Source organism: Streptomyces sp. NRRL F-5630, assembly GCF_000719475.1.
Taxonomy (GTDB): domain Bacteria; phylum Actinomycetota; class Actinomycetes; order Streptomycetales; family Streptomycetaceae; genus Streptomyces.
In genome coordinates this window covers 265366-278795 of sequence record NZ_JOGO01000004.1, presented here as the reverse complement: position 1 = coordinate 278795, position 13430 = coordinate 265366, and the positions used below count along the sequence as shown (strand labels likewise).

The window sequence follows — 13430 nt, the reverse complement described above, 5'->3', positions numbered from 1 at the left end:
GCAAAACGCTCAGCTGGGAAACCCCAGCCGAGCGCCTGCATAAACTACTCGCCGTCTAACACAACCGACCACGTGTTGCGACGATCCCCAGAAACCGCCCTTTCCGCCCCGGGGCTTCGGCTGCCGCGCGCTCCTCTTCTGCCTGGATGCGCGTCCGGTCTCCCTGGGTGCGCGTCCAGTGCCGCCCACCCCTCGGCCCGAACCGACCCGCGCCCGGTCCGCCGCGTACGGCTCGCGCGGTGTCCCCGTCGACGCGGTCTCGCCCGGCCCCCTCCACGGCCCCTGCCCGAGGGAAGGGAGCCCCGGGCGACGTGACGAGGGACTGCCCCCCCGGCGGGACGCCGCGGCACTCCCGGGGGCCTCGCGGCGCCGCCGTCCCCCTCGCGCGCGACGAGACCGTCCCAGTCCCGGCCCGCCGCGCCCTGCCCGCACCCGCCGCTCTCTCAGCCCTCCCGCATGAGCGCCGCCAGACACCTGTCCAGGTCCACCGTGATGCGTTCCTCGCCCGGGGCGACGACCGCGGCTGTCCGCTCCAGGAAGCCGCGCACCTCCGCGCTCGGCAGGTGCACGACGGCCATGCCCTCGGGCGCGTGGAACTCCACGATCAGCCGCTCCCAGCCGTGCGGGCGCACCCGCACGTCACCGCTCCCGGCCGGGCCCGTGAGCCCGTCGCGCAGGAGGTCGCGCGCGAAGGTCCAGCTCACCTCCGTGCCCTCCAGCGTCGCTGAGGCGGGGAAGTCCACGCGCACCGCGAACGGGTCGCGCGCGTCGTAGTGGAACGTGGCCCGGACGGTGGGCAAGAAGGCGGCTGCGGCCACGACATGGGCCTTGACAGCTTGTTCGATGGTGAGGGTCAACGCCTGCTCCCCTTGTTGTCGACGGGCGGGACCTGCGGCCGTACACCAGCTAAAGACGCCGGAACGCCCCGTTCAGTGGCCGCCCGAGGGCAGTGAACTTCGTCACCGCGCCCCCGGGGACCACGTATCCGCAGGTGAGCGGGCCCATGATGGGCGCGTGGAGATCTTGCGCACACCCCCCGACTGGCCACGTACCGAGACGGAGGCGCGCGCCGCGCAGGAGGCGCTGCGCGCGCGACGCGTGCGCGACGAGGCGGGGCCCGCGCCCGGCACCGTTCCGCTCACCGGCGTGGACGTCGCCTACGACGACGCCCGCGACCTCGTCGCCGCCGCGGCCGTCGTCCTCGATCCCGAGGGCCGCGGCGTGCTCGGTCAGGCGACGGCCGTGGGCCGCGTCTCGTTCCCGTACGTGCCCGGGCTCCTCGCCTTCCGTGAACTCCCCACCGTCCTCGCGGCCCTGGAACGCCTCCCCGTCGCCCCCGGCGTCGTGGTCTGCGACGGCTACGGGGTCGCCCACCCGCGCCGCTTCGGGCTCGCGGCCCACCTCGGCGTCCTCACCGGGCTGCCCGCCTTCGGCGTCGCGAAGAACCCGTTCCTCTTCACGTACGAGGCGCCGGGCGAGGAGCGCGGCGCCCGCACTCCGCTCCTGGACGGGACGGAGGAGGTCGGCGCGGCGCTGCGGACCCGTACCGGCGTCAAACCGGTCTACGTCTCGGCGGGCCACCGCGTCACGCTCGACACCGCCTGTGCCCACACCCTCGCCCTGACCCCGCGCTACCGCCTGCCGGAAACGACGCGCCGCGCGGACGCGCTGTGCCGGGCGGCGCTCAGGGAGGCCTCGGGGAGCTGAGGCGGGACCCGTGCCGCCTGCCGCCCCGGAGGGCCGGGGGCTCGGGGGCCGTCCGGCAGCCCGTAGCGTAGGGGCGAACCTGCCCTCGCTGCCCGGGAGTCCGTCGTATGACCGCACCCCGTCCCCTTCCCCTGGAGGACGTCACCCTCCGCCGCGTCCCCGTCAACGGGGTCACGCTCAACGTCGCGCTCGCGGGCTCGGGTCCGGCCGTGCTCCTGCTGCACGGCTTCCCGCACACGTGGGAGCTGTGGCGCGTCGTCATGGCCGGCCTCGCCGACCGGTACACGCTCATCGCGCCCGACCTGCGCGGGCTCGGGGCGAGCGACAAGCCGGAGAGCGGGTACGACGCCGCGACGCTCGCCGAGGACGCCGAAGCGCTCCTCGGCGAGCTCGGCGTGACGTCGGCCGCCGTCGTCGGCATCGACGCGGGCACTCCGCCCGCCTTCTTCCTCGCCCTGAGCCGCCCCGCGCTCGTCCGGCGGCTCGTCGTCATGGAGTCGCTGCTCGGACGGCTGCCGGGCGCCGAGGACTTCCTCGCGGGCGGCCCGCCGTGGTGGTTCGGCTTCCACGCGGTGCCGGGGCTCGGCGAAACGGTCCTGGAGGGTCACGAGGACGCCTACGTCGACTGGTTCCTCTCGCAGGGGACCCTCGGCGAGGGCGTCCCCGACTGGGCGCGCGAGGCCTTCGTCCGCGCCTACACGGGCCGTGAGTCCCTGCGCGCCGCCTTCGCCCACTACCGCGCGCTCCCGGAGAGCGCCGCCCGCATCGCCGAGGCGGTCGCCACGACCCGCCTCACGGTCCCGGCCCTCGCCCTTGGCGCCCACCCGGTCGGCAGGGCCCTTGAGCACCAGCTGCGCGGCTGCGCGGACGACGTGAGGGGAGAACTGGTCGAGGACTCGGGCCACATCATCCCGCTGCACCAGCCGGAGGCGCTGCTCGGACGGCTGCGGACGTTCCTGGCGGAGTGAGCCGGGGCCGACGGGCCGCTCCGTCGCCCGGGAAAAGGGCGCGGTGCCCGTCGTCCTCCGGTGCGGGGCGGGCGGTGGCCCTCTCGCGGTGCGGGGCGTGGCGGTCGCTGCCGTGCCCCGGGCCGGGGGAGCGTGGCGCCGCGCGTACGCGAGCCGCGCCGCCGCTTCGCTCAGTCCTCCCGCCGCGCCGCCTCCCTGAACACCAGCCCCGAGTTCCGCAACCGCTCCGTGAGCGCCTCGCCCATCGCCACCGCCGGGGTCAACTGCCCCGACAGCGGCGGAAGGGCGTCCAGGGCGAGGCACAGGGCCGACTCGCCGAGGATGCGGGCCGTCTCGTCGTAACCCGGGTCGCCGCCCCGGATCTCCGTGTACACGCGCCGGCCACCGCCCTCGCCGATGAAGCGCAGCGAGAAGGTGCTGCGGGCGCGGCGTTCCTCGCTCGGGCCTGTGCCGGGCGCGAGGCGCGCGGAGAGGGCACGGCGCAGGGGCGGGAGCTGGGCGGCGGCGAGGAGGGCCGTCGCGCCCGCCAGGCCCGCGAGCGCGGTGGGGAGGCGGCGGGCGGTCACGTGGTGGCGGTAGCGGAAGTCCGGGCCGTAGCGGGGCAGGGCGCGGGCCGAGCGGACGACGAGCAGCGGGTCGAGTACGGGCAGCGGGAACGCCCAGGCGCCGAGTTCGCCCACGTGGCGGGGCGGTCCCGGCGGGGCCGTGACGCGGCGGCCCGGTCCGGGCGGCGCTTCGACGGCGGCGCGTTCACGGGCGGCGCGGGCCATCGCGAGCGGGCGCCCCAGCGCGCTCAGCGCCGAGTCGACCGTGCCGCCCGAGGGCGCCGCGTCGACCGCCAGGAAGCCGTCGACCCGCAACGGCACCCCTTCCGGCAGCCGCCCCACGGTGAAGAGGACGCCGAGGTCGGCGGGCACCGAGTCGAAACCGCAGCCGTGCACGAGCCGCGCCCCCGTCGCCCGTGCCCGCGCTTCGTGGCGCAGATAGCTCCGGTCGACGAACTCGGGCTCCCCGGCCAGGTCCGCGTAGTCCGTACCCGCGTCCGCGCACGCCCCGACGAGCGCGTCCCCGTGCCGCAGATAGGGACCCACCGTGGTCGCCAGGACCCGCGTCCGCGCGGCGAGTTCGCGCAGCGCGGCCGGGTCACCGGCGTCGGCGGCGAGGACGGGCACGTTCTCCAGCCCCAGCGACGCGCGCGTCCGCTCCAGCTTCTGCGCACTGCGCCCGGCGAGCGCCCAGCGCAGCGAGGGCGGCGCGTGTCCGGCGAGATACGCGGCCGTCAGCGCTCCGGCGAATCCGCTCGCCCCGTAGAGGACGAGGTCGAACTCGCGTTCCTTCCGGGCGGCTTCGGGGGAACGGGTGGGCGAGGCGTTCGGCTGCATCCCCCCACTGTCGCAGCTCGCCGCCGCGCTCACGGCAGGGCATGGCGGCGCGTTGTGGCCTGCCATGCCCCGCGCGCCGCACCCGGCGTCCGGCCCCGCGCCCCACGTCCGGCCCGCGCCCAACGCCCCGTGTCCGGCCCCGCGCCCAGCGCCCCACGTCGGCCCCGCGCCAACGCCCCCCCCGCCCGGCCCGCGCCTCGTGTCCTGCCCCGCGCCAACGCCCCGTGCCCGGCCTACGCCTTGCGGGCGAGGAGGTGCACCGTCCGGAACTGCCGCTTGTCCGCGGGCTCCGGTTCGGTCACCGTGCGGGCGGTTTGGCACAGTCCCCGCGCGCCGAGCAGCGCGGCGAGGCGGTCGGGGCACCAGCGGTAGGCCGTGGTCACCGCGTGGTCGTAGGACTGCGTCTCGTGCTCGGGCCCGTCGCTCGCCGGGAAGGAGAGCAGGAGGTGTCCGCCCGGAGCGAGTACACGGGCGAACTCGTCCAGGACGGCGGGCACTTCGGCCGGTGGGGTGTGGATGAGCGACCACCGCGAGAGGATGCCGCCGAGCGCGCCGTCCGCGAGGTCGAGGGCGGCCATCGAGCCGGCCTCGAAGCGGAGCCCCGGGTGGGCCTCGCGCGCGAGCCCGATCATCGTGGGCGAGGCGTCGACGCCGAAGGCGCGCAGGCCCAGGCCGTGCAGGTGCGCGGTCACATAGCCGGGCCCGCAGCCGAGGTCCCCGACCTCGCCGTCCCCGTCCGCCCGCACCAGCTCCGCGAAGGCACCCAACAGGGCCCGCTCCAGCGGGGCGTCACGCAGGGTGTCGCTGAACATCCCGGCGTAGACGGAGGCGACGGCGTCGTAGGCGGTGCGCGTGGCGGGCAGGCTCGTGAGTTCGGTCATCCGCCGAGAATACGAGCCGGCCCGCACGAGGATCCCGGGAAACGAGGACGAGCCCGGTCGCCCCGGCCGCTTCGCGCGGCGCCGCCTCCCCGGGCAACTCGCCCGCCACGACGCCCCGCCCGCCGGTGACCGGCACACCTCCCACGTGGCGGCGCTGGACGCCGCGCGGTCAAGCGCTCGGGGCTCGGTCCCGGTCTTCCCCGCCCGTGCCCCCGCGCCCCCGTGCCCCTCCCGAACGACACTTCTGAGCGCTTGCTTTCCCGGGGCTTGTGCCGGGACCGCGCCGTTCATAGCATCGCCGGTGTTACATCAGTTGTGTCACAGGCCGGGAGTCGTGCGGATGAGCGGAACAGCGGAGCGGGGCGGGCCCCTCGGCGGAGTGCGGGTCCTGGAACTGGCGGGGCTCGGCCCCGGGCCCTTCGCCGCGATGCTCCTCGCGGACCTCGGCGCGGACGTCGTACGGGTCGACCGGCCCGAGCGCGGCGGCATGTTCGGCATGGACCCCGCGCGCGACTACACCAACCGCGGCAAGCGCTCCGTCGCACTCGACCTCAAGACCGAGGAGGGCGCCGCCGCGGTGCTCGCGCTCGCGGCCCGTGCCGACATCCTCATCGAGGGCTTCCGGCCCGGCGTCGCCGAACGCCTCGGTGTCGGCCCCGAGCAGGCGCTCGCCGCCAACCCCCGGCTCGTCTACGGGCGCGTGACCGGCTGGGGCCAGGAAGGCCCGCTCGCCCACCGCGCCGGGCACGACCTCACCTACCTCGCCCCCACCGGGGCCCTCGCGCTCGGCGGCGACCCCGGCGCGCCCCCCACCTTCCCCGCCAACCTCCTCGGGGACTTCGCGGGCGGCTCCCTCTACCTCGTCGTCGGCCTCCTCGCCGCCCTGCGGCACGCCGAACGCACGGGCGAGGGCCAGGTCGTGGACGCCGCGATCGTCGACGGCGCCGCGCACCTCACGACCCTCCTGCACGGACTCATGGCGGCGGGCGGCTGGCAGGACAGGCGTGGCAGCAACCTCCTGGACGGCGGCAGCCCCTTCTACGGCTGCTACGAGACCGCCGACGGGAAGTACATGGCGGTCGGCGCGCTGGAGAAGCGCTTCTACGACGAGTTCGCCGAGCGCCTCGGCATCGCCGGAACAGCGCCCGCGCGCGAGGACTTCGACCGCTGGGACGAACTGCGCGCACGCATCGCGGCGGCCTTCAAGTCCCGTACGAGGGCGGAGTGGACGAAGGTCTTCGCCGACTCGGACGGCTGCGTCGCGCCCGTACTGTCCCTGCGCGAAGCCCCCCAGCACCCGCACCTCGCAGTCCGGGACACCTTCGTCCCCGGGCCCGGGGGCACCCCGCAACCCGCCCCGGCTCCCCGTTTCTCCGCCACTCCGGCCCCGGCTCCCGGCCCGCTCCTGACACCGGGCGCCGACACGGCGGCGGTGGCGGAGGAGTGGGGAGTGCCGCACCTGACCGCACCCGGGAGTCCCGGGCCCCGCGACTGAGTCCCCCCGGCGGGCAAGGAGCGGGGGCCCGGCGCAGGGCCCCGGGCCGAACCCTCGCCGGCGCCCGTCCGCCCCGCCCCTCGAAAGGCCGAGATGACCACCGAAGCGTATGTCTACGACGCCCTCCGCACCCCACGCGGCCGCGGCAAGGCCAACGGCTCCCTGCACGGCACGAAGCCCATCGACCTCGTCGTGGGACTCCTGCACGCCCTCCAGGAGCGCCTGCCGGACCTCGACCCCGCCGCGATCGACGACATCGTCCTCGGCGTCGTCTCGCCGCTCGGCGACCAGGGCTCCGACATCGCCCGGATCGCCGCGATCGCTGCCGGGCTGCCCGAGACCGTCGCCGGGGTGCAGGAGAACAGGTTCTGCGCCTCCGGCCTCGAAGCCGTCAATCTCGCGGCGGCGAAAGTCCGTTCGGGCTGGGAGGACCTCGTGATCGCGGGGGGCGTCGAGTCGATGTCGCGCGTCCCGATGGCCTCCGACGGCGGCGCCTGGGCGATGGACCCCATGACGAACCTGGAGACGGGCTTCGTCCCGCAGGGCATCGGAGCCGACCTCATCGCGACCATCGAGGGCTTCTCACGCCGCGACGTCGACGAGTACGCCGCGCTCTCGCAGGAACGCGCCGCGACCGCCTGGAAAGAGGGCCGCTTCGCGCGCTCCGTCGTACCCGTCCGCGACCGCAACGGCCTCGTCGTCCTCGACCGCGACGAACACCTGCGACCCGGCACCACGGCCGACAGCCTCGCGGCGCTCAAGCCGTCCTTCGCCGGCATCGGCGAACACGGCGGCTTCGACGCCGTCGCGCTCCAGAAGTACCACTGGGTCGAGGAGATCGACCACGTCCACCACGCGGGCAACTCCTCCGGGATCGTAGACGGTGCGGCGCTCGTCGCGATCGGCGGCGAGGAGGTCGGCCGGCGGTACGGGCTGCGCCCCCGCGCCCGTATCCTCTCGGCCGCCGTCTCAGGATCGGACCCCACGATCATGCTCACCGGGCCCGCGCCCGCCTCCCGCAAGGCGCTCGCCAAGGCCGGACTCAGCGCCGCCGACATCGACCTGTACGAGATGAACGAGGCGTTCGCCGCCGTCGTCCTCCGCTTCGCCCGCGACATGGACATCCCGCTCGCCCGCGTCAACGTCAACGGCGGCGCCATCGCCCTGGGCCACCCCCTCGGCGCCACGGGCGCGATGCTCCTCGGCACGCTCATCGACGAACTCGAACGCCGCGACCAGCGCTACGGCCTCGCCACCCTCTGCGTGGGCGGCGGCATGGGCGTCGCCACCGTGGTCGAACGCCTCTGACGGGCCCCGTCCCGCCCCTACCCGTCCGCAACGGAGCCCAGGAGCCCCCCCCATGAGCGAGCCCACTCCCATCCGCTGGGAACGCGACGACACCGGCGTCCTCACCCTCGTCCTCGACGACCCCGCCCAGTCCGCCAACACGATGAACGCCGCCTTCCGCGCCGCGCTCATCGCCACCGCCGACCGCCTCGAAGCCGAGCGCGACAGCGTCCGCGGCGTCATCCTCACCTCCGCCAAGAAGACCTTCTTCGCGGGCGGCGACCTCCGCGACCTGCGCGCGGCCCGCCCCGAGGACGCCGAGCGGGTCCTCGCCGACTCGCTCGCGCTCAAGGGCGCCCTGCGCCGTATCGAGACCCTCGGCAAACCGGTCGTCGCCGCCCTCAACGGCGCGGCCCTCGGCGGCGGTTACGAACTCGCCCTCGCGAGCCACCACCGGGTCGCCCTCGACGACCCCGGCTACCGCATCGGCCTCCCCGAGGTCACCCTCGGGCTGCTCCCCGGCGGGGGCGGCGTCACCCGCTCCGTGCGCCTCCTCGGGGTCACCGACGCCCTTCTCGCTCTCCTCCTCCAGGGCACCCAGTACACCCCGCGCCGCGCCCTGGAGAAGGGACTGATCGACGAACTCGCCACCGACCGCGACGACTTGCTCGCCAAAGCCCGCGCCTTCATCGACGCGCACCCCGAGTCCGCGCAGCCCTGGGACCGCCCCGGGTACCGCATCCCCGGCGGCACCCCCGCCCAGCCGAAGTTCGCCGCGAACCTGCCCGCCTTCCCCGCCAACCTCCGCAAGCAGACCGGCGGCGCCCCCTACCCGGCCCCGCGCGCCATCATGGCCGCCGCCGTCGAGGGCTCCCAGGTCGACTTCGAGACCGCGCAGACCATCGAGGCCCGCTACTTCACCGGGCTCGTCACCGGCCAGACCGCGAAGAACATGATCCAGGCGTTCTTCTTCGATCTCCAGAAGGTCAACTCCGGCGCCGCGCGTCCCGCAGGCGTGCCGCACCGCACGGCGGCGAAGGTCGCCGTGCTCGGCGCCGGGACGATGGGAGCGGGCATCGCCTATGCCTGCGCCCGCGCGGGCATCGAGGTCGTCCTCAAGGACGTCGACCCCGAGGCGGCGGCGCGCGGCAAGGCGTACTCCGAGAAGCTGCTCACGAAGGCCGTCGCGAAGGGCCGCGCCACGGAGGCCGAGAAGGCGGAACTCCTCGCGCGCATCACCGCGACCGCCGAGACGAAGGACCTCGCGGGCTGCGACACCGTCATCGAGGCCGTCTTCGAGGACACCGCGCTCAAGCACCAGGTCTTCCAGGAGATCCAGCACGTCGTCGCACCCGGCGCGCTCCTGTGCTCCAACACCTCCACGCTGCCCATCACGACCCTCGCCGAAGGCGTCGAGCGGCAGGCCGGCTTCATCGGGCTCCACTTCTTCTCGCCCGTGGACCGGATGCCGCTCGTCGAGATCATCAAGGGCGAACGCACCGGGGACGAGGCGCTGGCGGACGCCGTCGACCTCGTACGGCAGATCGGCAAGACGCCGATCGTCGTCGCCGACGCGCGCGGCTTCTTCACCTCGCGGGTCATCGGGCAGTTCATCCGGGAGGGCGTGGCGATGGTCGCCGAGGGCATCGAGCCCGCCTCCGTCGAACAGGCCGCCGCCCAGGCGGGCTACCCCGCGAAGGTCCTCTCACTCGTCGACGAGCTCACCCTGACCCTGCCGCGCAAGATCCGCGACGAGAGCCGCGCGGCCGTCGAGGCGGCGGGCGGCACGTGGGCGCGGCACCCGGCCGACGCCGTCATGGACCGCATGGTGGACGAGTTCCGGCGCCCCGGGCGCGCGGGCGGCGCGGGCTTCTACGACTACGAGGACGGCAGGCGCGGGCGGCTGTGGCCCGGACTGCGCGAGCACTTCACGAAGCCGGGCGCCGAGATCCCGTTCCGTGACATGCAGGAGCGGATGCTCTTCTCGGAGGCGCTCGACACGGTGCGGCTCCTGGACGACGAGCACGTGCTCGGCTCCGTCGCCGAGGCCAACATCGGCTCGCTCCTCGGCATCGGCTTCCCCGCCTGGACCGGCGGCGTCCTCCAGTACGTCAACGGGTACGAGGGCGGACTGCCCGGCTTCGTGGCCCGCGCCCGCGAACTCGCCGCCCGCTACGGCGAGCGCTTCGAGCCCCCGGCCTCGCTCGTGGCCCGCGCGGAGCGCGGCGAGCCGTACGCCGACGAGGACTGAGGCCCCACGGGGAGGGGGAGCCGGGTCAGTCCGCGTCCGGCTCCCCCTCGCGCGCGGTCCCTTCCGCCGGGAACGCCCCCCGCAGCTCCTCGGTGAGCGAGCGCTGGAACGCGGTCAGCAGCGCCTGGAGCACGAGTGGCTGCATGTGCGCCGACAGCGACCGCGCCTCGCCCGCCTCCCGCACGCCCACCTCGCCCCGGAACACCTCGCTCAGCTCGTGCGCCGTCCGCGCCGCGTTGCCCAGCAGCACCTCGCGCGCCGCGGCGATCGCCTCGCGCGACAGGGGGAGATCGAGGAGACGCACGGCGAGCCCGACGAGCACGGTGTCGAGGAGGTACCGCCCCTCGGTCCCCGGCACCGGCGTGAGCACCCCCATCGCCGCGAGCCGCTCCAGCTCGTCGGCCCCGAGGCGTCGCCCGATCCGTTCCTCCGCCTCCGCGCGCCCGCACTCCACGGCGGCGTCGGGGAGCCAGGAGGCGACCATCGCGCGGTGGATGGCCAGCTCGTACGCCGTCGTCTCCTCGGGCAGCCGCGCCACGTACCGCTCGATCGCGGCGAGCGTGAGGCCCTGCCGCCGCAGATCGTCGACGAGCGCGAGACGCGCGAGGTGCCCGGGGCCGTAGAGCCCGACACGGCGCGGCCCGATCCGGGGCGGCGGGAGCAGCCCGCGCGTCGCGTAGAAGCGCACCGTGCGCACGGTGAGGCCCGCGCGGGCCGCCAGTTCGTCGACGGTGTACGCGCGCTCCTCCTCGGGGTCGGGGGCGCCCGGCGTCGCGGGCGTGCGCGCGGTGCGGGTGACTGCCACGATCCTGCTCCCCGGGGGCTGCGGTGCGTCTTTGCGGTGGAACACTATTGCTGTCTCACCGATGTTGTGAAGATCGAGCCCGTCACCGAGGGTTGCGCACCCGCTCGTGCCGGGTAGCTCTTGGACATGCACCTGCTCCTCGCGGGATCGCTCCTGATCGCCTCGGCCTTGCTCCTCGCCCGCGCACTCTCCGCCCGCAGGCGGGGGCACTGGGGCGTACGCGAGACGGCGGCGCCCGCCGCGCCCCTCGCGGGCATCGTGGTCGCCGCACCGGGACCCCTGCCCCCGCCCGGCGGCCCACGCCACACCGACCAGGCACGCCGTGAGGCGGCCAGGGTCCGCGCCGAGGCCGAACTGCGTGACCGCGCTTCGGAACTCGCCGCACTCCTCGCGGCCCGCGCCGCCTGAGCCCCCGCCCCCGCCACCGTCCGTTCCGCCGCCCCCGCACCGTCCGTGTCCTCGCCCGCACCGCCCGTCCCCCAGGCGTCACCACCCCACCCCGCGCATACTGGAGGCACCGACCACCACCCCGAGGAGAGGTGCCCCGTGCCGCCCAGCGCTCCACCGCCCGAGCCGCCGCCGCCCGGCGGCGTGCTGTGGAGTCTCGCCGGGGACGTGCGGATGCTGCTCGTCCTTCCCTCCGCGCTGCTCCTCCAGGTCGCGCACCCGGCGGTCGGCGCGGGCGTCGACACGTACTCCGTCTTCCGCACCGACCCCTGGGGCCGCGCCGCGCGCTCCCTCGACTCGCTCCTGCTGTGGGTCTACGGCGGCGAGGCGGCCCGCGCGGAGGGCCGCAGGCTGCGCGCGATGCACCGCGACATCAGCGGCACCGACACCCGGGGCCGCGCCTACCACGCGCTGCGTCCCGAGACGTACGCCTGGGTGCACGCGACCGGCTACCCCGTCAACCGTCGCGGCCTCGCCCTCCTCGTCCGCCCCCTCACCCCGGCGCAGGACCGCGCCCTGTACGCGGAGTGGCTGCGGGTCGGCCGGCTGCTCGGGCTCCGCGAGCGGGACATGCCCGCGACGCCCGAGGAGTTCTGGCCGTACTACCGCCGGATGCTCGCCACGGAGGTCGAGACGAACGCGGTCGTGCGCGAACTCCTCGCCACGGCCACGCGTGTCCCCGCCCCGGACCGCGGCCCCCGCGCCCTGCGCCTGGTCCTGCGCGCCCTGTGGCCGCTCCTGCTGTCCCCGGCCCTGCGCGCCCGCCGCTTCCTGACGATCGGCTTCCTCCCCGCCGACGCCCGCACCGCCCTCGGCCTGGACTGGACCCCCGCCCAGGAGCGCCGTCTGCGCCGCCTCGCGACAGCCTTCCGCCTCCTGACCCCCGCTCTCCCCGAACGCCTCCGCTACCTCCCCTACGCCCGCCGCGCCCGCGCGGAGGCCCGGCGCACAGGCACCTGGCGGCGCGGGACACCGGCCCGCTGACGGCGTCCGCTCCGGCCTCGCGCACCTGGGTGACGGGCCGGGCGGCGCGCGGTGGCTGGGGGAGGAGCGGCGGACGAGGGCGGCCGGGCGGACGGCGGGTGACCTCGCCCTCAGCGCCCCAGCGCCCGCGCCACCAGTCCGGCCGCCTCCCGCGCGCAGCCCCACGCCACCGTCACCCCGGCGCCCCCGTGCCCGTAGTCGTGGACGACCGGGGTGCCGTCCGGGAGGTGCTCCGCGGTGAGGCGGACGCCTCCGGTGCGGGCGGGGCGCAGGCCGACGCGGTGGGCGAGCACGCGGGCCCCGGCTATCTCCGGGCGGAGCGCGGCGCAGTCGCGGATGATCGCCTCCGCCGTGGCCGGGTCCGGGGTCTCGCGGAAGTCGTGCTCCTCCGCCGTGCCGCCGAGGAGGAGGCCGTACGGCTGCGGGATGTAGTAGACCGAACGGCCGCCCTCGCGCGTCGTGGACGTGAACCACGTCGTCACGCCGGGGTTCTCGACGAGGACGAGCTGACCGCGCACCGGGTGCACCGCCTCGTCGGGCACGAGGGAACGCGCCCCCAGCCCCGTGCAGTTGACGACCGCGCGGGCCCCCTCGGCCGCCTCGGCGAGGGAGGCGGCGGTACGGGGCACGAGACGGCAGCCCGCCGCGCGCAGCCGTTCCTCCAGCCAGGCGAGGTGGTGCGGCATGTCGATGACCGGCAGCCGCCCGAAGAGCCCGGGGGAGTGCGGGGACTCCGCGGCCGTCGCGACGCGCAGGCCGCGCACGGATCCCGCCCACGGGCCCAGCGTCTCGAACGACGTCTCCGCGTGCACGCCCTCGACGAGCCGGACGCCGGTCCGTTCGGGCTCCGTGGCCCACTCCTCGTACACCGCGAGCGTCTCCAGCGCCCACGCGCCGACCCGCTCCTCCGGTTCGATGTGGTATGGCCACCAGAGGCCGCCCGCGACGGCGGACGTCACGTGGGCGGCGGGCCGTCGCGCCCACACCTCGACCTCGTGCCCGGCCGCGCGCAGCTCCAGTGCCGTACTGAGCCCGATCACCCCGGAGCCGAGGACGCGGACCGGGGCAGAGGGGGTGACAGAAGGTGAGGTCATGGCCCCGACCGTACCGCCGGGTGCGCGGCGCCCCCTTTCCGCCCCCGTGATTCCGGCCGAACGCCTCCATGGCGGCGCGTATTTGGCCGCATGAGAGTGACTACGGCGCCGGGGAGCGGCAACACGGGG

12 protein-coding genes are annotated in these 13430 nt (G+C 75.6%); 7 read left to right on the top strand and 5 right to left on the bottom strand.

Annotated features, from left to right (window positions below; genetic code table 11):
* Window positions 1-443 precede the first annotated feature (443 nt).
* The gene (locus tag IF99_RS0103740; RefSeq protein WP_030994858.1) at window positions 444-857 is read right to left on the bottom strand and encodes an SsgA family sporulation/cell division regulator; all 414 of its coding nucleotides are present in this window, start codon (window positions 855-857) and stop codon (window positions 444-446) included.
* Between the two features lie 157 nt (window positions 858-1014).
* Between IF99_RS0103740 and IF99_RS0103735 the strand changes: the two genes are divergently transcribed.
* Window positions 1015-1707, top strand: a complete 693-nt coding sequence (locus IF99_RS0103735; RefSeq protein WP_030994857.1) for an endonuclease V — start codon at window positions 1015-1017, stop codon at window positions 1705-1707.
* A gap of 107 nt (window positions 1708-1814) precedes the next feature.
* Window positions 1815-2675, top strand: coding sequence for an alpha/beta fold hydrolase (locus IF99_RS0103730; protein WP_030994856.1), 861 nt, complete (start codon window positions 1815-1817; stop codon window positions 2673-2675).
* A gap of 170 nt (window positions 2676-2845) precedes the next feature.
* Here the strand turns inward: IF99_RS0103730 and IF99_RS0103725 are convergent, their stop codons facing one another.
* On the bottom strand, window positions 2846-4057 hold the full coding sequence (locus IF99_RS0103725; RefSeq protein WP_030994855.1) for a saccharopine dehydrogenase family protein: 1212 nt from the start codon (window positions 4055-4057) through the stop codon (window positions 2846-2848).
* A 233-nt stretch (window positions 4058-4290) separates the two neighbouring features.
* Window positions 4291-4938 (bottom strand): class I SAM-dependent methyltransferase, encoded by a 648-nt coding sequence (locus IF99_RS0103720; RefSeq protein WP_030994854.1) that lies wholly within the window; start codon window positions 4936-4938, stop codon window positions 4291-4293.
* A 340-nt stretch (window positions 4939-5278) separates the two neighbouring features.
* Here IF99_RS0103720 and IF99_RS0103715 point away from each other — a divergent pair, with 340 nt between their 5' ends.
* The 3 genes from IF99_RS0103715 to IF99_RS0103705 all read left to right on the top strand — a co-directional run bounded on the left by IF99_RS0103715 (window position 5279) and on the right by IF99_RS0103705 (window position 9971).
* Window positions 5279-6433 (top strand): CaiB/BaiF CoA transferase family protein, encoded by a 1155-nt coding sequence (locus tag IF99_RS0103715; RefSeq protein WP_030994853.1) that lies wholly within the window; start codon window positions 5279-5281, stop codon window positions 6431-6433.
* Window positions 6434-6526: 93 nt separating this feature from the next.
* Window positions 6527-7741, top strand: a complete 1215-nt coding sequence (locus IF99_RS0103710) for an acetyl-CoA C-acetyltransferase (protein ID WP_030994852.1) — start codon at window positions 6527-6529, stop codon at window positions 7739-7741.
* Between the two features lie 52 nt (window positions 7742-7793).
* The gene (locus tag IF99_RS0103705) at window positions 7794-9971 is read left to right on the top strand and encodes a 3-hydroxyacyl-CoA dehydrogenase NAD-binding domain-containing protein (protein WP_030994851.1); all 2178 of its coding nucleotides are present in this window, start codon (window positions 7794-7796) and stop codon (window positions 9969-9971) included.
* A gap of 25 nt (window positions 9972-9996) precedes the next feature.
* On the opposite strand, the gene IF99_RS0103700 is transcribed toward IF99_RS0103705, so the two are convergent.
* Window positions 9997-10776 (bottom strand): MerR family transcriptional regulator, encoded by a 780-nt coding sequence (locus tag IF99_RS0103700; RefSeq protein WP_030994850.1) that lies wholly within the window; start codon window positions 10774-10776, stop codon window positions 9997-9999.
* A gap of 126 nt (window positions 10777-10902) precedes the next feature.
* Here IF99_RS0103700 and IF99_RS0103695 point away from each other — a divergent pair, with 126 nt between their 5' ends.
* Entirely contained in the window at window positions 10903-11184 is a 282-nt protein-coding gene (locus IF99_RS0103695) for a hypothetical protein (RefSeq protein ID WP_030994849.1), read from the top strand.
* Between the two features lie 138 nt (window positions 11185-11322).
* A complete protein-coding gene (locus IF99_RS0103690; RefSeq protein ID WP_030994848.1) occupies window positions 11323-12207 on the top strand; it encodes an oxygenase MpaB family protein in 885 nt (294 codons plus the stop codon).
* A 110-nt stretch (window positions 12208-12317) separates the two neighbouring features.
* Here the strand turns inward: IF99_RS0103690 and IF99_RS0103685 are convergent, their stop codons facing one another.
* Window positions 12318-13301: an FAD-dependent oxidoreductase gene (locus IF99_RS0103685; protein WP_030994847.1), complete on the bottom strand. Its 984-nt coding sequence runs from the start codon at window positions 13299-13301 to the stop codon at window positions 12318-12320.
* Window positions 13302-13430 lie beyond the last annotated feature (129 nt).